General features: G+C 62.6%; 21 protein-coding genes. 15 read left to right on the plus strand and 6 right to left on the minus strand.

The genetic code is table 11. The features are described 5' to 3' along the window. The first annotated feature begins 66 nt into the window (after nt 1-66). The 5 genes from glcD to ACLEJR_RS16620 all read left to right on the plus strand — a co-directional run bounded on the left by glcD (nt 67) and on the right by ACLEJR_RS16620 (nt 6,054). Nucleotides 67-1,566: a glycolate oxidase subunit GlcD gene (gene glcD, locus ACLEJR_RS16600; RefSeq protein WP_440815118.1), complete on the plus strand. Its 1,500-nt coding sequence runs from the start codon at nt 67-69 to the stop codon at nt 1,564-1,566. After that, nucleotides 1,566-2,624, plus strand: a complete 1,059-nt coding sequence (gene glcE / locus ACLEJR_RS16605; protein ID WP_440815121.1) for a glycolate oxidase subunit GlcE — start codon at nt 1,566-1,568, stop codon at nt 2,622-2,624. The genes glcD and glcE overlap by 1 nt, the downstream gene beginning before the upstream one ends. A gap of 11 nt (nt 2,625-2,635) precedes the next feature. Continuing rightward, nucleotides 2,636-3,856, plus strand: coding sequence for a glycolate oxidase subunit GlcF (gene glcF / locus ACLEJR_RS16610; RefSeq protein WP_440815124.1), 1,221 nt, complete (start codon nt 2,636-2,638; stop codon nt 3,854-3,856). Between the two features lie 87 nt (nt 3,857-3,943). Continuing rightward, nucleotides 3,944-5,320, plus strand: a complete 1,377-nt coding sequence (hglS, locus tag ACLEJR_RS16615) for a 2-oxoadipate dioxygenase/decarboxylase HglS (protein ID WP_440815126.1) — start codon at nt 3,944-3,946, stop codon at nt 5,318-5,320. 215 nt (nt 5,321-5,535) lie between these two features. Beyond that, the gene (locus ACLEJR_RS16620) at nt 5,536-6,054 is read left to right on the plus strand and encodes an Hcp family type VI secretion system effector (protein WP_440815128.1); all 519 of its coding nucleotides are present in this window, start codon (nt 5,536-5,538) and stop codon (nt 6,052-6,054) included. 530 nt (nt 6,055-6,584) lie between these two features. Here ACLEJR_RS16620 and ACLEJR_RS16625 read toward each other — a convergent pair. From ACLEJR_RS16625 to ACLEJR_RS16650, 6 genes are all read right to left on the minus strand, one after another. Further along, nucleotides 6,585-6,764, minus strand: coding sequence for a hypothetical protein (locus ACLEJR_RS16625; RefSeq protein ID WP_440815131.1), 180 nt, complete (start codon nt 6,762-6,764; stop codon nt 6,585-6,587). Nucleotides 6,765-6,796: 32 nt separating this feature from the next. Then, nucleotides 6,797-7,039: a hypothetical protein gene (locus ACLEJR_RS16630; protein WP_440792791.1), complete on the minus strand. Its 243-nt coding sequence runs from the start codon at nt 7,037-7,039 to the stop codon at nt 6,797-6,799. A 65-nt stretch (nt 7,040-7,104) separates the two neighbouring features. Further along, nucleotides 7,105-8,175 carry a lipocalin-like domain-containing protein gene (locus tag ACLEJR_RS16635; protein ID WP_440815134.1) on the minus strand — a complete coding sequence of 357 codons (1,071 nt, stop codon included), beginning with the start codon at nt 8,173-8,175 and terminating at the stop codon, nt 7,105-7,107. Beyond that, complete coding sequence (locus tag ACLEJR_RS16640; RefSeq protein ID WP_440815290.1) at nt 8,165-10,633, minus strand: ABC transporter permease; 2,469 nt, start codon at nt 10,631-10,633, stop codon at nt 8,165-8,167. Before ACLEJR_RS16640 ends, ACLEJR_RS16635 begins: the two co-directional genes overlap by 11 nt. After that, entirely contained in the window at nt 10,633-11,301 is a 669-nt protein-coding gene (locus ACLEJR_RS16645; RefSeq protein ID WP_440792788.1) for an ABC transporter ATP-binding protein, read from the minus strand. The genes ACLEJR_RS16640 and ACLEJR_RS16645 overlap by 1 nt, the downstream gene beginning before the upstream one ends. A gap of 425 nt (nt 11,302-11,726) precedes the next feature. Continuing rightward, entirely contained in the window at nt 11,727-13,424 is a 1,698-nt protein-coding gene (locus tag ACLEJR_RS16650) for a sulfatase-like hydrolase/transferase (protein WP_440815136.1), read from the minus strand. Between the two features lie 379 nt (nt 13,425-13,803). Between ACLEJR_RS16650 and ACLEJR_RS16655 the strand changes: the two genes are divergently transcribed. The 10 genes from ACLEJR_RS16655 to ACLEJR_RS16700 are packed head-to-tail and all read left to right on the plus strand — an operon-like array spanning nt 13,804 to nt 24,823. Then, nucleotides 13,804-15,168, plus strand: a complete 1,365-nt coding sequence (locus tag ACLEJR_RS16655; RefSeq protein ID WP_440815139.1) for a UDP-glucose dehydrogenase family protein — start codon at nt 13,804-13,806, stop codon at nt 15,166-15,168. Further along, entirely contained in the window at nt 15,165-16,223 is a 1,059-nt protein-coding gene (locus ACLEJR_RS16660) for an NAD-dependent epimerase (protein ID WP_440815140.1), read from the plus strand. The genes ACLEJR_RS16655 and ACLEJR_RS16660 overlap by 4 nt, the downstream gene beginning before the upstream one ends. Further along, the gene (locus ACLEJR_RS16665) at nt 16,220-16,966 is read left to right on the plus strand and encodes a sugar transferase (RefSeq protein WP_440815143.1); all 747 of its coding nucleotides are present in this window, start codon (nt 16,220-16,222) and stop codon (nt 16,964-16,966) included. Before ACLEJR_RS16660 ends, ACLEJR_RS16665 begins: the two co-directional genes overlap by 4 nt. After that, nucleotides 16,967-17,611 carry a CpsD/CapB family tyrosine-protein kinase gene (locus ACLEJR_RS16670; protein WP_440792779.1) on the plus strand — a complete coding sequence of 215 codons (645 nt, stop codon included), beginning with the start codon at nt 16,967-16,969 and terminating at the stop codon, nt 17,609-17,611. It begins immediately after the preceding gene. Between the two features lie 20 nt (nt 17,612-17,631). Then, a complete protein-coding gene (locus tag ACLEJR_RS16675) occupies nt 17,632-18,657 on the plus strand; it encodes a polysaccharide biosynthesis/export family protein (RefSeq protein WP_440815145.1) in 1,026 nt (341 codons plus the stop codon). A 15-nt stretch (nt 18,658-18,672) separates the two neighbouring features. After that, on the plus strand, nt 18,673-20,265 hold the full coding sequence (locus ACLEJR_RS16680; protein WP_440792776.1) for a GumC family protein: 1,593 nt from the start codon (nt 18,673-18,675) through the stop codon (nt 20,263-20,265). Further along, entirely contained in the window at nt 20,262-21,365 is a 1,104-nt protein-coding gene (locus ACLEJR_RS16685) for a glycosyltransferase family 4 protein (protein WP_440815148.1), read from the plus strand. Before ACLEJR_RS16680 ends, ACLEJR_RS16685 begins: the two co-directional genes overlap by 4 nt. Next, nucleotides 21,362-22,732: an O-antigen ligase family protein gene (locus tag ACLEJR_RS16690; protein WP_440815151.1), complete on the plus strand. Its 1,371-nt coding sequence runs from the start codon at nt 21,362-21,364 to the stop codon at nt 22,730-22,732. Before ACLEJR_RS16685 ends, ACLEJR_RS16690 begins: the two co-directional genes overlap by 4 nt. Continuing rightward, on the plus strand, nt 22,729-23,694 hold the full coding sequence (locus tag ACLEJR_RS16695; RefSeq protein WP_440792770.1) for a glycosyltransferase family 2 protein: 966 nt from the start codon (nt 22,729-22,731) through the stop codon (nt 23,692-23,694). Before ACLEJR_RS16690 ends, ACLEJR_RS16695 begins: the two co-directional genes overlap by 4 nt. Beyond that, nucleotides 23,687-24,823 carry a glycosyltransferase family 2 protein gene (locus ACLEJR_RS16700; protein WP_440792768.1) on the plus strand — a complete coding sequence of 379 codons (1,137 nt, stop codon included), beginning with the start codon at nt 23,687-23,689 and terminating at the stop codon, nt 24,821-24,823. The genes ACLEJR_RS16695 and ACLEJR_RS16700 overlap by 8 nt, the downstream gene beginning before the upstream one ends. The last annotated feature ends 6 nt before the right edge of the window (nt 24,824-24,829 follow it).

Below are 24,829 nucleotides of genomic sequence, written 5' to 3' on the forward strand. Positions count from 1 at the left end.
AGGCGCCGGGCCGTCCCAGCGGGAGCAAGCTCCCTCGCCACAGGTCACTTGCTCAGGAACACATCCATGAACATTCTCTACGACGAGCACCTCGACGGCCCGTTGCCAAAGGTCGACAAACAAACCCTGCTCCAAGCTTTGCAGACTCACATACCGGACCTGGAAATCCTCCATCGCCAGGAAGACCTCAAGCCCTACGAATGCGACGGGCTGTCGGCCTACCGCACCACGCCGATGCTGGTGGTCTTGCCGCGGCGGGTCGAACAGGTGCAGGCCCTGCTCAAGCTGTGCCATGAATCCAACGTACCGGTGGTGGCCAGGGGCGCCGGGACCGGTTTGTCCGGCGGCGCCCTGCCCCTGGAAAGCGGTGTGCTGCTGGTGATGGCGCGCTTCAATCAAATCCTGCACATCGACCCGCAGGCACGCACCGCACGCCTGCAACCGGGAGTGCGCAACCTGGCAATCTCCCAGGCCGCGGCGCCGTTCGGGCTGTACTACGCGCCGGATCCTTCGTCACAGATCGCTTGTTCCATCGGCGGCAACGTCGCGGAAAACGCCGGCGGCGTGCATTGCCTCAAGTACGGCCTGACCGTGCATAACCTGCTGAAGCTGGAAATCCTCACCATCGAAGGTGAGCGCCTGACCTTGGGCAGCGAAGCCCTCGACGCTGCGGGCCTGGATCTGCTGGCGCTGTTTACCGGCTCCGAAGGTTTGCTGGGGATCATCACCGAAGTGACAGTAAAACTGCTGCCCCGACCCCAGGTCGCCAAGGTGCTGCTGGCCAGTTTCGATTCGGTGGAAAAGGCCGGTCGGGCAGTGGCCGATATCATCGCGGCCGGCATCATCCCCGGGGGCCTGGAGATGATGGACAACCTGGCGATCCGCGCCGCCGAAGACTTCATCCATGCCGGCTATCCGGTGGAGGCCGAGGCGATCCTGTTGTGCGAGCTGGACGGCGTCGAATCCGACGTCCACGACGATTGCCAACGCGTCGACCAGCTCCTTCAACAAGCAGGGGCCACCGAGGTGCGTCAGGCGCGGGACGAGGCCGAGCGCCTTCGGTTCTGGGCAGGGCGCAAGAATGCGTTTCCGGCGGTGGGTCGCCTGGCGCCGGACTACTACTGCATGGACGGCACCATTCCCCGCCGCGCCTTGCCCGAAGTGCTGCAACGCATCGCCAGCCTCGGCGCCGAACATGGGCTGCGGGTCGCCAACGTGTTCCACGCCGGCGACGGCAACATGCATCCTTTGATCCTGTTCGATGCCAATCAGCCCGGCGAACTGGAACGTGCCGAAACCCTGGGGGGGAAAATCCTTGAACTATGCGTGCAGGTCGGCGGCAGCATCACCGGCGAGCACGGTGTCGGCCGGGAGAAAATCAATCAGATGTGCGCCCAGTTCAACAGCGACGAGCTGCAGCTGTTCCACGCGGTAAAAGCCGCGTTCGACCCCCAGGGCTTGCTCAACCCAGGCAAGAATATCCCGACCCTGCACCGCTGCGCGGAGTTCGGCGCCATGCATATCCATGGCGGACAACTGCCGTTTCCCGAGCTGGAGCGTTTCTGATGATCGGCGCAGCAGACGGCGACGCCAGCGAGTTGTTGCTGGACCAGGTCAACCGAGCCCGGGCCGATGCCACGCCGCTGCGTATCCAGGGCGGCAACAGCAAGGCATTTCTGGGACGCGAAGTGGCCGGCGAAGTGCTGGACACCCGCATTCATTGCGGCATCGTCCATTACGATCCCACTGAACTGGTGATCACCGCCCGAGCCGGTACTCCACTGCACACGCTGTTGGCCGCCCTGGATGCAACCGGGCAACGGCTGCCGTGCGAGCCGCCGACGTTCGACGATAACGCTACCGTGGGGGGCATGGTGGCCGCCGGGTTATCCGGGCCGCGTCGGCCCTGGGCCGGTTCGGTGCGCGACTTCGTGTTGGGCTGCCGTCTGATCAGTGGCCACGGTACGCTCCTGCGGTTCGGCGGCGAGGTGATGAAAAACGTCGCCGGCTATGACCTGTCGCGCCTGCTGAGCGGCAGTTTCGGTTGCCTGGGGTTGATCACCGAAGTCTCGTTGAAAGTGTTGCCCAAGCCGCGCCACAGCCTGAGCATTCGTCTGGAAATGGACGCCAGCCAGGCATTGGAGAAACTCGCCGAGTGGGGCCGGCAACCCCTGCCCATCAGCGCAGCCAGCCATGACGGCGGCTGTTTGCGCCTGCGCCTGGAAGGCGGCGAAGGATCCGTGAGCGCCGCGCACCAGCGGTTCGGTGGTGAAGTGGTCGACGACGCCTATTGGGCGGACCTGAACGAACATCGCCTGGCGTTCTTTGACGAGCGCCTGCCGCTGTGGCGCCTGTCGCTGCCCGGCACTACCGGCCCGCTCACCTTGCCCGGCGCGCAATTGATCGACTGGGGCGGCGCCCAACGCTGGTTGAAAACCGATGCAACTACGGTGCAAGCCCTGGCCCTTGAGCTGGGCGGCCATGCCACCTGCTACAGTCACGGTGTCAGCGAGACGCCGTTCCAGCCGCTGGCCCCGGCGTTGCTGCGTTATCACCGTCAGCTCAAGGCCCGACTCGATCCGCTGGGGCTGTTCAACCCCGGTCGGATGTACCCGCAGCTATAGGGAGCTATGGTATGCAAACCCGTTTCAGCGACGACTCCAAACGCCTGCCCCGCGCCGAAGAAGCCGAACGGATCCTGCGCAGTTGCGTGCATTGCGGCTTCTGCAATGCCACCTGCCCCACCTATCAATTACTGGGCGACGAGCTGGACGGCCCACGCGGACGCATCTACCTGATCAAACAGGTGCTCGAAGGCCAACCCGCCACGGCCAGCACCCAACTGCATCTGGATCGCTGCCTGTCCTGTCGTAACTGCGAAACCACCTGCCCGTCCGGCGTGGATTACCACAACCTGCTGGACATCGGACGGGCGCTGGTGGACCGAGCCGTTCCGCGCCCGTCCGGCCAGCGTGTGTTGCGCCTGGGCTTGCGCAGCCTGGCCGCCAGTCCCGAACGCTTCAAAGCCCTGCTGCGCCTTGGCGCCGTGTTCCGTCCGCTGCTGCCGACGAGCTTCACTGGCAAGCTGCCGCGCCCCGCGGCGCTCCAGGGCGAGCGCCCGCCGGTGCGTCATGCCCGCCGGGTGTTGATGCTCGAAGGCTGCGTGCAACCAGGGCTCTCTCCCAATACCAATGCGGCGGCCGCACGGGTCCTGGACCGCCTCGGCATCAGTGTCATCGCCACCCCTGATGCAGGCTGCTGCGGCGCCCTGGATTATCACCTCGACGCCCAGGGAGCCGGCCTGGATCGCGCCCGACACAACATCGACGCCTGGTGGCCACACCTGGAAAAGGGCGCCGAAGCCATTGTCCAGACCGCCAGCGGCTGTGGCGCCTTCATCAAGGACTACGGACACCTGCTGGCACATGATCCAGCCTATGCCGTTAAAGCCAGACAGGTCAGCGAGCAGGCGCTGGACCTGGTGCAAGTGCTCGGCGAGGAACCGCTGGAACAGATCTGCGCGGCCAGGAACCAGCGCATCGCCGTCCATTGCCCCTGCACTTTGCAGCACGCCCAGAAACTCGGCGGCCACATCGAGGCATTACTGACGCGCCTGGGCTTCAACCTCACCGAGGTGCCCGACGGTCACTTGTGCTGCGGCTCGGCCGGCACCTACTCGCTGACCCAGCCGGTTCTGGCGAAACAGTTGCGCGACAACCGCCTCAATGCCCTGGAAAGCGGCCAGCCGGAGCTGATCGTCACGGCCAACGTCGGCTGCCAGAACCACCTCGACAGCGCCGGTCGCACGCCCGTGCGGCACTGGATCGAGCTGGTGGATCAGTCCCTGGCAGAATGAAGTCCTGAAGATTCTTCGTTTGTCGGGACTCATGAAGACTGCGATCTTTCCCGGCACTTCCCACAGCCCGCGCCAGGAATTCACAGCATGAGTTTCGTCAGTCCCGACCTGATCCGCCAACGCTTCTCCCGAGCGATGTCCGACATGTACCGCGACGAGGTGCCGCTGTACGGCGCGCTGATGCAACTGGTGGAACAGACCAACGCCCAAGTGCTGGCGCGAGACCCGGCGCTGGCCGCGCACTTGCGCAATACCGGTGAACTGGAGCGCCTGGACCTTGAGCGCCATGGCGCGATCCGCGTCGGCACGGCGGCAGAGCTGGCAACGCTGGGGCGGTTGTTCGCGGTCATGGGCATGCAGCCGGTGGGCTATTACGACCTTACGCCGGCCGGGGTGCCGGTGCACTCCACTGCGTTCAGGGCTGTGCATGAAAGCGCGCTGCAAGTCAGCCCGTTCCGGGTGTTTACCTCGCTACTGCGCCTGGAGTTGATCGAGAACGCCGAACTTCGGGCCTTCGCCGAGTCGGTCCTGGACACACGACAGATCTTCACCTCCCGCGCCCTGACGCTCATCGACCTTGCCGAACGCCAGGGCGGCCTGACGCAGCCGCAGTCCGAAGACTTTGTCCTGCAAGCCTTGGAGACCTTTCGCTGGCACCACAGCGCCACCGTTACCGCAGAGCAGTACCGGCAGTTGAGTGCCCAACATCGTCTGATCGCCGATGTGGTGGCATTCAAGGGCCCGCACATCAATCACCTGACGCCGCGCACCCTGGACATCGACATCGTCCAGGCTCAGATGCCGGTGCAGGGTATCACCCCCAAAGCCGTGATCGAGGGCCCGCCGCGCCGCCAGTGCCCGATCCTGTTACGCCAGACCAGCTTCAAAGCCTTGGACGAGCCCGTCGCCTTCACTGATCAGCCGCAGTCCCAAGGCAGCCACAGCGCCCGCTTCGGCGAAATCGAACAACGCGGCGCCGCCCTCACGCCAAAGGGGCGGGCACTCTATGATCAATTGCTGAATGCGGCACGTGATGCGCTGGGAGCGTTTCCCAACGAAGCCAATGCCGAGCGCTATAACACGCTGATGGTCGAGCACTTCGTCGCCTTCCCGGATACTCAGGATGAATTGCGTCGGCAAGCTTTGGCCTACTTCCGTTATTTCGTGACGCCCGAAGGCCTCGCCGCCAAGGACTCCCTCGACCAAGGCACGACGCTCGAACAGCTGCTGGAACAGCGATACCTGCGCGCCGAGCCTCTGGTGTACGAAGACTTCTTGCCGGTCAGTGCGGCGGGGATTTTCCAGTCCAACCTCGGCGATGCGGCCCAGAATCACTATGCCGGGCAGTCCAACCGCCAGGCTTTCGAAAAGGCCCTGGGACGCGCGACGATCGATGAGCTGGGGTTGTACGCCGAGACGCAACAGCGTTCCATCGATGAATGCCTGGCGACGTTGGGCGTATAGCAAAAGGCTGTAAGGCGGGGATGGCAGGAAGTTGCGTTGGGCTGGGCAAGGCTTGATGCATTTTTTGCCTGCGCAGCGTGTACTTGTGCAGGATGAATACTCAACGCATTGATCTGTAAGACTTTTTCAAACATGGCACAGCTCTTGATAACCCGTCTGGCCCCTCGGGACGATTCACGTCCTCGAGGTCTTCGTTATCCAGGAAGGAGCGTCCATTGGCTATCCCCGCATACATGTCCATTATTGGCCCGAACGACGAATTGGTCACCGCAGACGCGTCCACCCCCAAGTCGGTAGGCAATCTGTATCAACCCGGTCACATAGATGAGGTGATGGTACAGGCTATCGAGCATCGCATAACGGTCCCATATTCCCCCCAGTCCGGTCAGGTAGCTGGCCAGCGCCTCCACCATCCTCTGGTGGTCACCAAGATATTCGACAGGACCTCGCCTTTGCTGCAGGGATTCCTCAGCAGCCGCCAGCTCCTGAAGAAAGTTGAACTCCGCTGGTACCGAACGTCCAGCGAGGGCAAGGAGGAGCATTACTACACCACTACCTTAATGGACGTGTCGATCGTCGAGATCAAGGACTACATGCTCCACTGCCAAGATCCGGCCAACGCGCATCTGACCCACATGCAAGAGGTGCATTTCTCGTACCGCCAAATCGATTGGACTCACATCGGCAGCAGTACGTCGAATACCGACAGTTGGGGTGCGGCGCCCGCCGCTTGATGCCGACACGGCGACGCACGCATCGACCAACCCTGCTGGTCGATGCCCAATCGGTTTAAATCAAAAGAACTCAAACGGATGGTGTTCGCCCAGTGCAACGGCCTCGGCATTCCATGCACTGGTAAAGAGCCAACACTGGGCGAACGGGCACAATAATAGTGGAACTTTCGTACGGCGTCCGCCGTCCCGTTTAAATATTTGTTTATCTTTAGTCGTAATTATCGACCAAATGAAAACACTCATCCGTCCATGCAGTTACATTTGATGGGCAGCGCTTACTGTGGCCAGGGATGCTCCCGCTCTGCCACGCAGTGGGCGCTGCTTTGAGGGCCTGCTGCGCAGTCCAGCGGGAGCAAGCTCCCTCGCCACAGAAATTGTATGTGGCCCATTTCATCTGTTAATAACTGTACAAACAGCTATACAAAATCAACCAGCAAGGACAGAAAGTTCTCAGCAGGCAGCACAATACTTCACAGCAGGATTAACCAATTATTAAAAAACTCGTTTAATAACTGACAATATCGGTGAAGTCAGTCATGCCGCCCGGTCTTCTGCGCATCGGTTTCCCCTGCCTCAGGATCGCCCTGTTGCTTACGCTTTGCCGGATCGTTCGGGCGCAGGGCGTCGTTGTCACGCTCCACTTCGCCGGGCATTGCCGGTTCGTCGGGGTTTTGCTGGGTTTGATCGGTTTGATCGGGATGGCGCTTCATAGCAAGCTCCTTGGATCGTTCGCGCCTGGGGATCAGGCATCGGGGTCGGCGACTTCTTCAGCAACGTTGGCATCCGGGGAGCGCTGGTGCAGTTGCTCGGCCTTGGTCTTGAGCTCCTGCCACTGCGTCAGGTCGATGGCGCCCTGGCCGAACAGGTCATCCGCCACCCGCATCAACTCGGTGAAATGAGCGTCCGGGGACTGCTGCCAGTACGCCTGGTCATCGAACAGTCGCTGCCAGTCGGCCAGGGATGGAAGTTTGAGGTCATCGCTCATGACGGGCTCCTGCGAGGCATTCATAAGCTATGAGGGTCGAGGTTGGGGGGGAGTTCCGGCGGATCTCAGTAGCCGGTCATTTCCAGATAGCCATTGCCGCCGTGGCTGCCTTGCAGCTGCACCGGCCCCTCCCAATACGGAATGCGCAGGTCCATCCAGGCGTCGGGGTTCAGGGCCTGGGTGGTGATGTCGAGCTGCTTGCCGGGAATTTTGATCGACCAGCGCACGGGCATCGAACGCCCGGCGACCTTGGCGCGGTCCAGCGGCACGAGGTCGATGTCCCCGGCATGCAGAGTCTGGGTCTGGCCCTGGGCATCGATCCAAGTGCCGGTGAGGTACGGCGCACCGTCCTTGTGGCGCATGCGATAAAGCATCACATGCTCGCCATTGTCCAGGTGCAGGGAGAACCAGTCCCATCCTGTCTGGTTGGCTGTAAGGGGCTGGCTGCTCCACTCCCGGTCAAGCCAGGCCGGGCCGCTGACCTGATAGCGCTTGCCGTCGATCTCCAGTTGGCCGCTGGCCTGGAAGAACGGCTGACTGTAGTAATACGACGCCTGGCCGGCAGCGGATTTCTGGCTGAAGCCGTTATCGCCCTGCAACACCAGCGGCCGGGTCGAGGTGAGCCGCAACTCGTAACTGAAGCGCGGGTCACGGGCCTGCAGTTGCATGTCCGCCAGAGGGTTGGTCCCTGACGCCTGTGTGCCGAACTGCCAGTCATCGATCCAGGCATTGAATGGCACAGCCTGCACCCCGGCCTGCCCCACCCCGCCGCGGGCATAGCGTTCGGCGGCATGGTGCACGCTGGCAGACGTGACGGCGGCGTGGCCGAGCCAGATCGTCTGGTTGCGCCAGCCGCTGGCCTGGGGCGCGGCATTCAGGGCGCTGCGAAACAGCGTCCATTGCACACCGAACTTCCGACCTTCGGTGTCCTTGAGATTGGCGGTGACGTACCACCACTCGATGCGAAAACCTTCATGGGCGCCATGGTCAGCCGGAAAACTGAACACCCGCCCCGGCACCACCGGCGCGAATGCGACAGCCTGGTCGCCCAGACCGGCAAAGCCCTTTTGCGGCGCCTGGGCGTTGTCGCAGCCGCTGAGCAACGCCAGTAGTATCAGCCCGATCCTAATCTTCATGGGCAAAGGTCCTGAGCAAATCCGCCGGTTGCGTGCGATATAGCGCATACAGCGGCCATGCCGACGCGAGCAGCGTGGCAAGCATCGCCAGGGCCAACAGTTGCGCCAGTTGCAGCGGGAACACCTGCAACGGCAGGCGCCAGCCGAAGGCCTGCACGTTGATCACCGCATCGAGGCACCAGGCCAGGGCGATGCCCAGCGGCACGGCCAGCACCAGGGTCAACAGCGCCAGCAGCCAGGTCTGCCCGAGATTGAGCAGCATCAACTGTCGCCGTGTCACGCCCAACGCCCAAAGCGGCGCCAACTGGCCGAGACGACTCTGGCTCTGGGTCAGCAGGCTGATGAACAGCGCCACCCCGGCCACCGCCAGGGTCAGGCTGTTCAGGGCGGCGGTGGCGGCAAAGGTGCGTTCGAAGACCTGGGTTGACCAACCTTTGAGCCGCGCCTGGTCGACAATGTGGTTGTCATCCAGCGTGAAGCGGCTTTGCAGGGCTGCCAACAGCGAAGGGATCGCGGACGGCTCGATGCGCAGGTTGAAGCGATTCGGTGTCAGTTCCGGCCAATGGGCCAGCAAGTGATCGGCATTGATCAGCACATGGCCCTTGGGATTGCCGTAGTCGGCGTAGATCCCGACGATGCGCGGCGTCCAGGCCCCCTGGGGCGTCGGCAGCGTCAGTTGATCGCCCACTTTTACCTTGAGGCGCCGGGCCAACTGCTCGCTGAGCATCAGGGTATCGGCGCCGGCCAGTTGCTCCCAGGGCTTGTCCCCGGCGGACTCCAGCAACGGCCAGTGCTGGCGGTAGTTGGGGTGATCGATGATGCCGTAGAGGTCGGTCGGCCAGCCTTGCACCGGCAGCGACACTTGCCAATTGGGTAACACGGCGCTGATGGTCGGCTGTTGCGTGAGCCAGGTTCCAAGCTCACCTGCCTGCGCCGGGGTTTGTGGGCTGATGTACAACTCAGCGGTCAAGCGTTGTTCGAGCCAGTTGTTGAAGGTCTGGCGGAAACCGGAGGTCATGCTGCCAGCGCCGATATTCGCCGCCAGCGCCAGCAGCAGCGCCATCAGTGCCAGGCTCAACGCTGGCAATTGCTGGCGGCAGTCAGCGAGAAACCATTGCCCGAGCACTGAACGCCCGCGCCGCGCCAACAGGTTCAGCGCAGCGTTGAGCAGCACCGGCAAGGCCAGCGCTGCGCCCAACAACAGGGCCGTCATCAGGACAAAACCACTGGCAAGGCTGTCGCCCCGGAGCAACGCCGCCACCGCGATCAATGCCGCCAATGTGGCCACCCAGCCCTGGCGTCGCAACCAGCGTCCATGAGCCTGATGCCAGGCTTGCGGGTTAGCCAGCGCCAGCAAGGGCAGGCGCGCCGCCCGCAACAGGCTGTCGACCCCGGCCAGCAACGCGCCGAGCAGGCTCAAGCCGATACCGCTCAACCACCAGGCCGGGCTGAGGTTCAAGTGCCCGGCCACTTCGGCGCGGTACAAGCCGCGCAGGCTCGCCGCGACATCAGGCAGCAGCAGGCTCGCCAGCCAATAGCCGCTGACGACCCCGGCGATCCCGCCCAGCAAAGCCAATGCAGCCAGTTCGATCACCAGGCTGACGATCAGCATCCGTGCACTGACGCCACAGGCGCGCAGGGTTCGCAGAAGACTGCGGCGTTGCTCCAGGGCCAGGCCGATGGCCGCATGGACGATGAACAGTCCAACCACAAAAGATAAAAACCCCAGGGCGTCGAGGTTCAGGTGGAAGCTCTCGGTCAGGCGCGACAGGTTGTTTTCTTCATCGGCGCGCTTGAATTGCAGCCGACCGTTGAACGCCTCCGGCAGCGCGGCGCTGAACGTGGCGGGCAGTAGCAGTCGCGATAACCGGTCCGGCAGGCCGAGCACCTGCTGGGCAAAGCCGATGTCCATCAACAGCAGCCCCGGCGCCATGTCCAGCTGGACATGCAGCGGCGGCAGGGTCTGTCCGTCAACGGTCTGTGGTCGGTCACCTTCATTCAGCCCCAACGCCTGCAAAGTCTGAGGCGCGATCCAGGTGCGTCCGGGGTCGGTGAAAAATTCCACCACCTCGGCCATCGCACGCGCCTGGCCCGCCAGCGCCGTACCGGGCGGCAGCGATACCGGGTCGATGCCCATCAGTTGCAAGCGCTGGCCCTCATGCCCTTTTAGTACCACCCGGGCCTGCAGCACCGGCGACACCGGCCACCCCTGGCGCCGCAGCTCGACGAACCACTGCTGGACAAAGGTGCCGCCATCAGGCGCGCTGAGGCTGGCCTGGGGCTGGCCGCCAATCAGTTGGCTGGCCCGGGCATAACTCTCGCGAGCCTGACTGTTCAGAGCCTGGACGCCGGTCAGCAGACTGGTGGCGAGCCAAAGCCCGGTCAATACGCTGAAAAACTGCACCGGGTGCTGCCGCCAGTGGCTGAGCAAGGCCTTGAGGGTCTGGCGAAAGATCATCACTCTTCGACCACCTGCGCCAATCGCCCACGCTGCAACACCACACGCTGTGCCAGACGCGCCGCCACACGCGCGCTATGGGTCACCATCAACAGGCTGGTGGAGCTACCATCCAGAAGCTCCAGTAACAGTTGCAACACTTCATCGCTGGTGGCTTCGTCGAGGCTGCCGGTGGGTTCGTCGGCCAGCAGCAGCGGCGGGCGCGAAGCCAATGCCCGCCCCAGCGCGACCCGTTGCTGTTGTCCGCCGGACAGTTGTTCGGGATAGCGTTGCAACAGATCCCCGAGCCCGAGCCGGCTCACCAGGTGGTTCTGCCAGACCGAGTCATAGCGGCCGCACAGGCGAGCCTGGAACGCCAGGTTATCCTCCACCGACAAGCTGCTGATGAGGTTGAACTGCTGGAACACGAGGCCGATTTGCGTACGCCGCCAGTTTGCCAATTGGCTTTCGTTCATGGCATCCAGCCGATACTCGCCACTGCGGATGCTGCCGCCATCAACCTTGTCCAATCCCGCCACCAGATGCAGCAAGGTGCTCTTGCCACTGCCGGATTCCCCCATCAACGCCAGGCTACTGCCGGGCGGTAGCGCCAGGTCGATGCCTTGCAGCACCGGCAGCGGGCCCTGGGGGGTGAGGTAGCTTTTGAACACTTCGCGCACTTGCAGCATGGACAGGCCCGATGGATGAACGTGGGCTCAGGATAGCGGAGTTGAGCGGCGCACCCACCGGGAAATGATGACGCGACCGTTTTGCAGCCACTGCAGACTGACAGGACGCTATCGCGAGCAGGCTCGCTCCCACAGGGGATCTTGGATGGCCGTGGAATTGATGGTTAACCCAGGAACATTGTGAGAGCGAGCCTGCTCGCGATGAGGCCGGCACATTCAACATTCATGCAAGCTGAACCGCCGCTTTCGCGGGCAAGCCCGCTCCCACAGGGATCTGTGCCGAACGTCAAATCCGGGAACACCTCGGACAACTGTGGGAGCGAGCCCGCTCGCGATGAGGCCGGCACATTCAACATCACTGCAAGCTGACACACCGCTTTCGCGGGCAAGCCCGCACCCACCGGGAATTGTGGCTGAGAACGCCCTCAATGCCCCGCCGTCATTGCAGCCTGAGCCGGTTCGGGTGTGACGATGCTGTCCAGATCGATATGCCTCCACGCCGGTTTCGCTCCCAGGCGGGCGTTGAAGCGATAGTTGAAGGTGAAGTCGTCATTGGTGGGCTGATCCAAGGCCTTGCCATAAGCCGCTTCAATCGCGCTCGGTTCGTACCCCATCAACCGCAGCAGCGTCGGGAAGATATTGTAGTGACTGGAGCGATCCTTGTTCTGTGCCCAGGCCCGTTGCCAATCCAGGGTGTGCAACGGCGCCCCCTCTATCACCACCAACGGCACCAGCCCCTCTTCGGCTACCGGATAGCCCCCGCAATGGGTGTTGAGCCCGGGATTGCCGCGCTCGTGCAAGTCCTGGCCGTGGTCGGAGGTGTAGATCACCACGGCATTGCTCAAATTGCCCTGCTGGAAGATTCGCTTGAAAAACTCCCCGACATTCCACAGCAGGGTGTTTCGGTAAGCATTGCGGTATAGCACCCAGTCATCGCTCTGGCCATTGAAGCCATCACGATTGCCGGTGTCGGAAATGTCCTGGTACTGCCCACGAGGCAAAGCCGGGCGGTAGCGCATGAACTCGTCGGGGTATTTGTCGTGCACCGGAAAATGCGCCCCCACCTTATTGACCACCACCAGTTCGGCCCGGTCATCGCCCAGCAGCTCGATCAGCTTCGCCGCAGCGGCCATGTCGCGATCGAGCACACGGGCCTGGTCGAATTGGACGAATTCGTCGATGTCCTGTTTTTCGCCATCGGTCATCAGGTTCTGCAGATTGCCACCGGTGCGCTGGGCGTCGATGTACACGGTGCGCAAACCGGCTTTTTTGGCGTACTGCCAGATCGACGGCAAGGTGCTGTTGATGCGCACATAGTCGGCGCGGGTGCCGCCGTAGCGCAGGGTGACATTGGTGTCGGCGCTGCAATTGGCGATGGAGGCCGCATAGCCAAAATTGAAGACATGGACGCCGTCAGGCGGCGTTTCAAACCCCGTGGGCACACCCCCCGCAGTGTTGATATCCAGGTAATTGCCCGCCACGCTCTCATCGATGATCAGTACGATATCGTGATTGATCGGCGAGGTTAGCCGCGCGATACCAATCGGCTCGCGAGGGCCGATCGTGTTGTGCAAGACCTCGTAGCCGAACAGATTCAGGTAGGCCAGCGGCGTGTACATGATCGGCAGCCCGCGCGCGCCCTCGCCCGCCCGCACGAACAGCACGGCACTGAGCAATAGCACCCCGAGCACTGGCGCGGCGACGGGCAGCCAGGCCGGTATCGCCATCCGCCGACGCGGCTTGAGGCCGATGCCCAATAACAACAACAGGCCACCGGCCGCCGCGCTGATGATCACCTGGCGATACTGGTAGGCCGCTTCCTGGATAAAGCCACCGGAATACATCAGCGACACGAACTGGCTATAGGTCAGGTAGCTGTCGGTTACCCGCCCATAGACCTCGAAAAATACCGCCGAGACAAACATCGCCAATGCGAACAGATGCCGCACCAGCGCCTGGCGGATGTAGGCAGTCATCCACAGCGCCATCACCAACGCCACGAACATCGCACCGTACAGCAGCGTGGCGAAGCCGACACCCAGGGCCGCGAGACGATCCAGGTAATCGTGATAGCCACGGATCAGGTACAGCAACAGGAGCAGTTCCTTGACGTATCGGGCCATGGTTTTCTCGACGGTCTCAAGGCGATGGAAACAGGGTTTGTCTCTGGACACTAGCAGCGACTTTTCAAAGCGCAAGAAAACACTTCACGCGCATCGCGTCAAAAAAATGCTACCCCAAAAATGACACACTTTGAGGATAAAAAAGGCCACAAACTATGGATAAATACCGTTCATCGTTTTGTTAAACAGCCTTTTCACCCTTTAAATCCGGACTTTCTCCAATTCAGTCAAGGACTTGATGTCAAAACGCCAAGTCCTGTCTAATCCTGCCGAAGATGACAACTGTCATTTTGCTGACACGCTTTTCTGAGGCTGCGCTATACCCCCTCTTAACAGTTTCATCCGAGTTACATAAACCGGTTGATGAGGCGTGCCGAAGATGGATGTGAGCGTATTTGGAACGGGGTATGTGGGGCTGATCCAGGCGGCGGCGCTGGCCGACGTCGGACACCGGGTTTTGTGCATCGACATCGACCCGAACAAGATCCGTCAATTGCAGCAGGCCGTGCCGCCGATCAGCGAACCCGGCCTGTCCGATCTGCTCGAAGACAACATCAAGGCCGGCCGCCTGCTGTTCAGTTCCCAAGCCAGCGATGCGGTCAACCATGGCGGGCTGATATTCATCGCCGTCGGCACCCCTGCCGACGAAGACGGTTCGGCCGACCTGAGCCATGTACTGGCCGTGACCCGGCAGATCGCCGACTTCATGGACAGCGACCGCACCCTGATCATCAAGTCCACCGTGCCGGTGGGCACCGCCGACAAAGTCGCCGAATGTGCCCGCCAGGCGCTGGCTCGCCGGGGCCTGAAACAACTGAACGTGCGGGTGGTATCCAACCCCGAGTTTCTCAAGGAAGGCAGCGCCCTGGCCGATTGCATGCGCCCGGACCGCATCATCATCGGCACCGCCGACCTGCTGGCCCGCGACCAGATGAGCGAGCTCTACGCGCCATTCTGCCGCAACCACGAAAAACTGATGTTCATGGACAACCGCAGCGCCGAACTGACCAAGTACGCCGCCAATGCCATGCTCGCCACCCGCATCAGCTTCATGAACGAACTGGCCAACCTCACCGAACGGTTGGGGGCCGACATCGAAGCGGTGCGCAAAGGGATCGGCTCGGACCCGCGTATCGGTTATCACTTCATCTATCCCGGCTGCGGCTTCGGAGGCTCGTGCTTTCCCAAGGACCTGCGCGCCCTGCTGCACACCGCCGAACAAAGCGGCATGCCGCTGCGCCTGCTGCGTAGCGTCACCGATGTCAACGACCGCCAGCGGCATATCCTGTTCGAGAAACTCGCCCAGCAATTTCCCGACGGCCTGGCCGGTAAATCGATTGCCGTCTGGGGCCTGGCGTTCAAACCCAACACCGATGACATGCGTGAAGCGCCCAGCCGTTACCTGATGGAAGCGCTGTGGCGCGAAGGCGCACGGGTCCAGGCGTATGACCCGGAAGCCATGGCCGAATGCCGTCGCCTCTATGGCTATCGCAAGGATCTGAACCTGTGCGCCACCCGCGACGACACCCTGGAAGATGCCGACGCGCTGGTGATCTGCACCGAATGGAAAAATTTCCGAGTGGTGGACGTCGACCTGCTGGCCAGCAAACTGCGCGCCCGGGTAATCATCGACGGTCGCAACCTGTACAACCCCGAGCACCTGGCCGCCGCCGGGCTGTTGTATCGCGGCATCGGCTTGCGCCATACCATGCCGGACGGCTACGCCACAGGGCCGCAGGCGTGAATATCCTGGTGACCGGCGCAGCCGGGTTCATCGGCGCTCACTGCGTCCTACGGCTGATCCGTGACGGCCATCGGGTCTGCGGATTGGACAACTTCAACGCCTACTACGACCCGCAGCTCAAGCACGACCGGGTGGCGTGGGTGAAAGACCAGGTCGGTGAATTCCCCCTGGCCCGGATCGACCTGACCGACGCCACAGCCATTGATGAACTGTTCCACGCCCGTCGTCCGGACGTGGTGATTCACCTCGCCGCCCAGGCCGGCGTACGTTATTCGCTGGAAAATCCCCGGGCTTATGTCGACAGCAACCTCAGCGGATTCCTGAATATCCTGGAAGGCTGTCGCCGTTATCCGGTCAGGCACCTGGTCTACGCCTCTTCGAGCTCGGTCTATGGCGCCAATTCGCGCACGCCCTATTCGGTGCAGGACAACGTCGATCATCCGCTGTCGCTGTACGCGGCAAGCAAGAAAGCCAACGAACTGATGGCCCACAGTTACAGCCATCTGTTCGGCATCCCCTGCACCGGCCTGCGCTTCTTTACCGTGTACGGGCCCTGGGGCCGGCCCGATATGTCGCCGATCCAGTTTGCCCGCGCCATTACCGAAGACCGGGTCCTGCAGCTGTTCAATCACGGCCAGCATCAACGGGATTTCACCTATATCGACGACATCATCGAAAGCATTGCCCGGCTGCTCGAACTCGCGCCCCACGTCACGCCACAGAACGCTGACGAACAACCCGGCCCGGGCACCAGCCGGGCGCCCTGGCGGATCTACAACATCGGCGGACAGCATCCGGTGGCGCTGCGCACTTACGTAGCGCTGCTGGAAAAGCACCTGGGCCGGACCGCCCGCATCGAGCTGCTGCCTCTACAAGCAGGGGATGTACTGAACACCTGCGCCGATGCCAGCGACCTGGCCCGGGCCACCGGATTCACGCCAGGCATCGAGCTGGATGAAGGCCTGGGCCGTTTCATCCAGTGGTTCCTCGATTACTACCCACTGCCTGTCGCCCACGCGCCGCTTGCGGCCGAAGTTCAGCGGAGGAGTCTATGACCCGACATGAGCAAGACCTACCCACCAACACCCTAGGACGCGACAAGCGTGTAGACCCCGAACACCGCCGGCGCCTGGACGCCGCTATCCATCGCCAAGGCCGTGGCTGGCTGACCGGTCGCTACGGTGGCCGGCCCTGGACCGTCTCGCGCACCAACCGAGTGATGGCTTCGCTGGGTGCGCTGGCCATTTTGCTGCTGATCAGCCCCGTGCTGGCGGGCCTGGCCTTGCTGGTCAAGCTGTCGAGCCCCGGCCCGGTGCTATTTGTGCAGAAACGCACGGGCTACCGTGGCCGCGTGTTCGGCATGTACAAGTTTCGCACCATGGTCGCCGACGCCGAAAATCTCAAGGAGTCATTGCGCCATCTGAACAAACACGGCGCCGATGCCATCGATTTCAAGATTGACAACGACCCGCGCATCACCCCCATCGGTCGGTTTCTGCGCCGCAGCAGCCTGGACGAACTGCCGAACCTGATCAATGTCGTCACCGGCGACATGCGCCTGGTGGGCCCGAGGCCGACCTCGTTCAACGCCTATCGCTACAAGGACAACCATCTTGTGCGCCTGAGCATCTACCCCGGCATGACCGGTCTGTGGCAGATCTCCGGGCGCAGCAATATCGACTTCGACCAGCGCGTGGAACTGGACCTCAGCTATATCGCCGAGCAGAGCCTGTTGCTGGATTTGAAGATCCTGATGATCACCCCCTTCAAAGTATTCAGCGGCCACGGAGCGAGTTAAATGGACGGTTCGACGAATATCCTCACCATAGCGAGCCCGAGCGAGAGCAACCTGACCTCGACCGTGCTCGACCCTTCACTGCGGACCTTGCTTCTGACGTCCGCCAATACCGGCACCGGCACCAGCACCAGCGCCATGGCGCTGGCTGCCCAACTGGCGCAGATGAGCAGCGGTCCCGTGTTGCTGGTGGATGCCAGCCAGTCGCCGCACAACCTCAGCCAGCAGCTGTCGTTGCACAAGGAGCGTGGCTTCAGCGACCTGCTGTTCAACAGCCTCGCCCCGCCCCTGTTGCAAGACTGCGTGGTGCAAGTGTCCAGCCTGCCCTTCGATGTGCTGCCCCAGGGTCGCCTGGGGCGCAATGCCGAACGCCTGAGCCCCGAGCGCCTGCGTCCGCTGCTCAAGCAATTGTCGTCACGCTACCGCTTCGTGGTGATCGACGCCGACGCGGTGTATTCGGCCAGCGACACCCTGGTGCTCAGCACCCAGGTGGACGGCGTGGTGCTGGTGGTACGCGGCGAGGACACCCGCTGGGAAGTGGCCCAGGCCGCCCGCCAGCGTCTGGCCCAGGCCGGCGCGAAAGTGGTGGGCAGCGTGTTCAACCGCCGCAAGTACTACATGCCCAAGTGGCTCTACAACAACCTGTAAGCCTGCAAAAGGATGACGAGATGAACGCCAAGATGCTTGTCCTGCTGTTGCTGCCGCTTGCCGGTTGCTCCAGCACTTCCGATACCCGCTCGATGCCGGTGCAGATCCTCACGGCACCACCGGCCAATGCCCAGGCCACCGACATGCCCAAGGTCGAACAGACCCTGCGGCCCCAGGATGTGCTGGATGTGATTTTTCACATCGACACCACCTCCTCCCAGGCTTACCGCGTGCAGCCGGGCGACCAGGTTGCCCTGAACTTCACCGCCGCCAGCCAACTCAACGGCACGCAACAGGTGATGCCCGACGGCAGTATCGAACTGCCGGGCGCCAACACCTCGGTAAAAGTGGCGGGCCTGACCGCCGAAGAGGCGCGCCTGGAGGTGCAGCGTGCCTATAACCAGAAGATGCTGTTCCAGCCCAATCGCAACCAACTAAGCGTAATGGTGACCAGCCCGCTGTCCGGCGAGACGAACCTGCGCAACACCTTGACCCACCCGGCCACCGGCATGAGCCGGGAAATCATCGTGGGCCGGGATGGCTACGCCAGCTTCCCGGAAATCGGCTCGGTGCCGTTGCAAGGGATGACCGTCACCCAGCTTGAGACCTTCCTCAACGAGCGCTATGCCCAACTGCCCGGCCACATGACTGTGGACGTGCTGCTCAAGTCCACCGCCGGTAACGAGATCTATGTGCTCGGTGAAGTGGCCCAACCCGGTTCCTACCCGATCCGCCGGCCGATCTCCGTTCTCGAGGCGCTGACCCTGGCCCGGGGCACGAACGTCAAGGCAAGGCTCGACTCGGTGGTGATCATGCGTCGCAACGGCAATCAGGTTGAAGCCCGCCACTACGACGTGGAGAAGGCCCTGAGCGGAGACGCCTCGCAGATCGCCTACCTGCAACCGGAAGACATGCTTTTCGTGCCCAAGACCGGCCTGGCCAAAGCCGGTGAAATGGCCCGGCAGCTGGCCGATGTGGTGCTGTTCCAGGGCGTTGGCGTCAGCCTCGGCTACGACCTCGACAACAAAAGCAGCAACAGAAACTGACCCAGGTGACCGATCATGAACCCCAAGGAAAACTATCTGCACGAGTTCTTCAGGATCTTCTTCGCCAACAAGCAGTGGATGAAGCGCGTCTTCCTGATTTTTGCCGTGATCGCCCTGGTGCTGCCGTTGATGCTCAAGCAGAGCTTCGATATCACCGCCCAAGTGATCGTCCAGTCGAAAAAGCTCTCCCAGGGCGACGCGACGACTTCGCTGAACCAGGAAAACGCGACGTTCGTCCCACCGTCCCTGGCGGACATGGAAACCGAGACCAACATCCTGCGCTCACCGGCGTTGATTCGCGAAACCATCAAGACCCTGCGCGACCAGGGCGAGTACACCCCAAGCCCGGGTATGCTCAACAAGTGGGTAAGCGAACCACTCAAGCGCTACGTCACCCAGCCATTGCGTGAGTACGTCATCAATCCGCTGCGCGACGGCTTGGGGCTCGAGGTCGATCCGGTACGCGACACCGTGCTCGATACGCTGACTGACCAAGCCATTGAAAACCTGAAGATCGAGACCTTGCCCGGCTCCAACGTCATCTCCATCGTCTACAGCTTCGGCGACCCGGCCCAAGGCACCCGGTTCGTGGCACAACTGCTGGAAAACTACCTCACCGGTCGTCAGAACCTGCAATCGATAGAGTTGCCGCAGACGTTCTACGAGCAGAAAAAAATCCAGTACCAGGCTCGCCTTGACGGCTTGGAGGGTAACCGCCTGACGCTGCTTGAAGGCGTAGGCTCTTCCGATCCCAAGGAAGAAATCACTTTTCGCCTGAATGCAATCAACACCGAGGAGCAGGCGCTGAGCCTGTACCAGGACCGTCTGCTGCAAGGCCAACGCTGGCTGGACTACCTCAAGACCAGCCTGGCGGCGGCGAACAGCTCGCGACTCAACGACTACACCTTCCCGTTCACCTTCACCACCACCGTGGACAACGTTGCCTTCGACGATCGGGAAATCAGGCAAATGGGTGAGCAATTGACCAGCCAGGTCAGCCGCTACATGAACGACCTGGCGATCTTCCAGCCCGGCAGCGAACCGATGCTGCTGGCCCGGGAGCAGATCATGCGCACTCGCCAGCAATTCCTCAAAGTGGTGAACAACCGCATCCAGGAACGCACCACCGACCTGGCGGTGGTCAGTTCGGTGATCAACCAGAAAGTCGAACGTATCGCCGCCTTCAAGGAACGTATCCACCAACTTCAGGAAACCCAGAGCAAGCTGCGGCAGATGGACACCGAGATCAACGCCCTGCATGCGGCGTTTTCCACCTATGCCCAGCGGTTCGCCGAAGCCAGTTCTACCCGCTCGCTGGACAACGACCTGTCCAACGCCCGGGTCTTGAGCCCGCCATTCGAACCCACCGCGGCGGCGTTTCCCAAGCCGATGCTGATTATCCCGTTCGGCTTGTTCACCGGCCTGCTGCTGGCGATCGCCCTGGTCTATGTACGTGAGTTCTTCGACCATCGCTTCAAGCATCCGGCGCAAATTGGCCATCAATTGGATCTGCCGGTGCTGTTGGTGATCAACGAACAGTCTCCCGACCAGATCAATCCGCATCGCAACTGGAGCGTGCCCAGCCTTGTCCATTGGGTGAAAAATTGAACGCGCCGTTCAGCCCGTCCCAGCGCAGCCGCCCCCTGTCGATCATTCATCTGCTCGCCAGCGGTGGCTTCTATGGGGCCGAGCGGATGCTGCTCGATCATTGTGTGGCGACGCCCGGCCAGCATCAGGTGCTGTTCCTGGAAGCGCCGCCGACTTTGATCACGCGGTTCCGCCAGGCCGGGATCGACTGCCACTCCTGCGCCAGTTGGCCCGAACTGTTGCAGCATCTGCGGCAACGGCGCGCCGAGCGCCCGCTGATCAATACGCACAACTTCAAGGGCCTGTTGTTCGGCTGGGCGGCGGCGACCCTGTTGCACCTGCCGCTGGTGATCACCCAGCACGGCTTTACGCCACGCGGCCCCAAGCAACGCTTCTATACGTGGTTGAGCCTGCAACTGTGCCGCACCGCGCCGGTCAAGCGAGTGGTATGCGTGGCTGAAAGCATCGCGACGCTGCACCGCGAGGCCTGCGTGAGCGCGGAAAAACTCGACGTGATCCCCAATGGTCTGCCGGCCGTCACGACACCGCTGCCTCATCGCGACGACGGGCAACGCTGGCGGGTCGGCTACGTCGGCCGCTTGAGCTGCGAGAAAGGCCCGGACCTGTTCCTCGACGCGATGATCCCGTTGTGCCAGCGCCATGCGTCGCTGCACGCGGTCATGCTTGGCGACGGCCCGGAGCGCCAGCCCTTGCTCAAGCGCATCGCTGACGCCGGGTTGCCCACGCGCATCGAATTGCCCGGTTATCAGACGGACATGAACGCCTGGTGGAGCCGCCTCGATGCACTGGTGATCAGTTCACGCACCGAAGGTACGCCGATGATCCTGCTCGAAGCCATGCAGGCCGGCGTGCCCGTGGTGGCGTTCGGCGTGGGTGGCATTCCTGATGTCTTGCAGGACCGTCACAACGGCCTGCTCGCCACGCCGGCCGACAGCGAGGAGCTGGCACGCCAGATCGAAACGCTGTTCAGCGAACCGCCCCTGGCGCGGATCCTCGCCGACAACGCGCGCCGCACCCAGCGCGACCGCTACGACCTGCGCACGCTGGCCGAACGCTGGTCGCAGCTCTATATCCGCACGGCGCGGGAGGCTCGGCCATGATTGTCCCACTCTCGATCGTCAGTCTGCTGGGGCTGGTGTGCCTGGCCTTGCTGGTCAGCCCTTATCCGTTTCTCGCACCGGGTGCGGTGCTCGGGCTGGTGGGCGTCGCCATGCTGTACCGCAAGCCCGGCTGGGGTTTGCTGGGCATTGCCGCGCTGCTGCCGTTCGAAGGCCTGTTCAAGGACAACGCGTTGTCCGGCAGCAAATTCCTCGGTGTGGCGCTGATCCTGATACTGATGCTGCAGTTGGCCGTGCATCAGATTCCTGCGATGCGCTTGCGTAGCAACATCTGGAAGCCGTTGCTCGGCTTCATGGCGTTGTATGGCCTGAGTCTGTTGCTCTCGGAAAACATGGAGGCCTCCCTGACGCATCTGCGTGAACTCGCAGTCGGGCTGATCCTGTTCGTGATCACGTTGTTGATCGGTCGCGAGCTGAACCTGGAGATGTTCGCCCGGCTGATGACCGTGAGCGTCACCACGACCTGCGTGCTCGCGATGTTTTCAGCCAGATACCAGGATCAGGGTCGCGCCTCGGGTTTGCTGGAAGACCCGAACGCCTTCGCGCTGTTGATTGCGTTTACCGTACCGCTGGCATTGTTGTTGACCATACGCAGCCAGAGCCTGCTGCACCGGTTGTTCTGGGGTGGCGCTTTCATCCTGTTGTTGGGTGGAATGACCAAGAGCGAATCGCGTTCAGGACTGGTCGTGCTGTTGCTCACGCTGATGATCGGGTTGTATCACTACCGGGCGCAGCTGCCACGGGTACGCCCTCGGCACCTGGGGTTCGCGATGCTCGGCCTGGCACTCATGGTCCCGGCGACAATCGCCTTGATGCCTGCCAGCTACATAGCACGCATCCAGTCATTGAGCATCCTCAGCTCCGGCACCAACGACTACAAGGACGGTTCCTTGGGGCGCCGCACCTCGTACATTGTGGTGGGCAGCCAGATGATCCGCGAGAAGCCGATACTCGGTTCAGGCCCCGGGACGTTTCCGCAGCACTACGCCCCCACCGGCTATGCCAAGGCGTTCTCGGCCAATCGCAAACGTGGGGACCTGTACCGTGAGGCCCATAACACCTACCTGGCAATCTTCAGCGAAATCGGCGTGCCAGCCGGTTTGATGTTTGTCGGCATGATTGGGCTGGGCCTCTACAACCTGGTGCGCACGCGCCAACTCTGGCTCCAGCGTCGGGACTGGGCCCAGGCGGACCTGTTGACGCACCTGGGCATGAGTTTCCTGTCGCTGGCACTGTTCCTGATGTTCTTGAGCGCGCCGAACCACAAGTTACTGTGGATCATGCTCGCCTTGACCAGCGTATTGCGCTACGACGCCGAACAGTCCGCCCCGCAGGAGGCCCGTTCATGAGCCGCATCAGTATCGTCATCCCAATGTACAACGAAGCCCGGCATATCGCCCGGACGCTGTTGGCGGCGCAAGAAGCGGCACGACAGGCGCAACTGGAATGCGAGTTGATCGTGGTGGACAACGGCTCCGACGACCACGGCCCGCGCATCGCCAGCGAGCTGGGCGCGCGAGTGCTGCTGGTGCCCGGCGTGCATATCGGTGCCCTGCGCAACCGCGGTGCTGCGGTCGCCAGTGGTGAGTGGCTGGCGTTCATCGACGCCGACATGGAAATGCCGGCCGACTGGCTCACGCTGCTGATCGAATTGGAAGGCCACCAGGGCGACGTGCTGGCCCTTGATTTGGACATGCCCGGGCAAGCGCCGTGGTTCGCACGAGCCTGGCAGCGGCGCAGCCAGCGCCCCGGTTCACGGCCCATGCACCAGGTGCAGTGGCTACCCACCAACACCCTGCTGATGCGCCGCGCCTGGTTCGATCAGGTGGCAGGCTTCGACGAAACCCTGCGCACCGGCGAAGACAAAGATTTTTCCCTGCGCCTGCGCCAAGCCGGTGCGCAATTGTTGCAGGTCAACAAAAGCGTGGCCATGCACTGGGGCTACGAAGGCAGTTGGCGCGAGTGGATGAGTAAGGAACTGTGGCGCCAAGGCAGTCATTGGCAGCTGTTGCGCAACCACGGGCCGAGCCTGCGCCTGTTGCGCTTTCCCGCATTGTCGATTGGCGCCTGGGGCCTGGACGGTCTGGCACTGGTCGCCCTGCTCCAGGGTCAGGCACGCCTGGGCCTGACCCTGCTGTTGATCAGCACATTGCCGGCCCTGGCTCTGAGCCTGCGCCAGAGCCACAAGCACCGCAACCCGTGCCTGACCCTGCAGCTTTGGAGCCTGCACTGGGTGCGCCTGCACCTGGCCGGCGCCGCGCTCATCCTCAGCCTTTGTCATTGGAAAGCAAGGAGGCCTGCCCGTGGCTGAATTCATTTATTGGGCCTGCCTGTTGCTGCCGGTGTACGCCTACCTCGGTTACCCACTGATACTGAGCCTGCTGACACCGTTGTTTCCGGTCCGGCGCTACGGCAAGGCGCTGCCGATGGACATCAGCATCGTCATCGCCGCCCACAACGAAGCACGGCACATCGAAGACAAGTTGCGCACCTTGCTCGCCCAGGATTATCCGGCGCGCTCGCTGCAGATCATTCTCGCCAGCGACGGTTCCAGCGACGACACCGTGGCCTGCGCACGCAAGGTGATCGATCCGCGCATCAGCGTGCTCGACCTGCCCCGCCAGGGCAAGGCCGCAGCCCTCAATACCGGCGTGGCCCACAGCAGCGGCGAGATCCTGGTCTTTACCGACGCCGACAACCAATGGGCCCATGACACCCTCGGCCATTTGCTGGCTCCGTTGGGTGATCCGGAGGTCGGCGCCTGTGCCGGACACATGGAAATTCCCGTGCCGGGCAAGGGCCTGAGCCTGGGCGACAGCCTGTATCGGCACTACGAGGGCTGGTTGCGGCGAGTGGAGAGCCGCACCGATTGCATGGTCTCGGCTGATGGCGCGTTGTTGGCCCTGCGCCGGGAACTGTTCGAGCCGATTCCGGCCCAGGTCAACGATGATTTCTTCCTCAGCACCTGCGCGCCGGCCGCTGGCAAGTCCATCGTCTATGTGCCGAAGGCCCGGGTGATCGACCAGGGCGTGGACGAGGCCGACAAACAGTTTCGCCGCCGCCAGCGGGTCACCGTCGGTGGCCTGCAGAGTCTGGCCCAGCGCCGGACGCTGCTCAATCCGATGCGGCATGGTCTGTACGCCATCGGCCTGATCAGCCACAAGCTGATCCGCCGTCTGGCACCGGTGTTGCTGCTGCCGCTGCTGCTCAGCAACCTCTGGTTGTGGGGCGACCAGGGATTCTATCGCCTGAGCCTGGCAGCCCAGGCGCTCGGCTACGCCATGGCGCTGCTTGGCCTGCTGGATCTGCACCACCGTTTGCCCCGGCCCTTTCGCCTGGCGGCGTTCGTGCTGGTGACGCTCGCGGGCATGAGCGTCGGCCTGTGGCAGTTCCTGCGGGGCCGGCGCTACAGCCAGTGGAATCCCGAGCAGAACCGCTGAGGAGCG

It is taken from the genome of Pseudomonas sp. SMN5 (assembly GCF_052041925.1).
Classification (GTDB): domain Bacteria; phylum Pseudomonadota; class Gammaproteobacteria; order Pseudomonadales; family Pseudomonadaceae; genus Aquipseudomonas.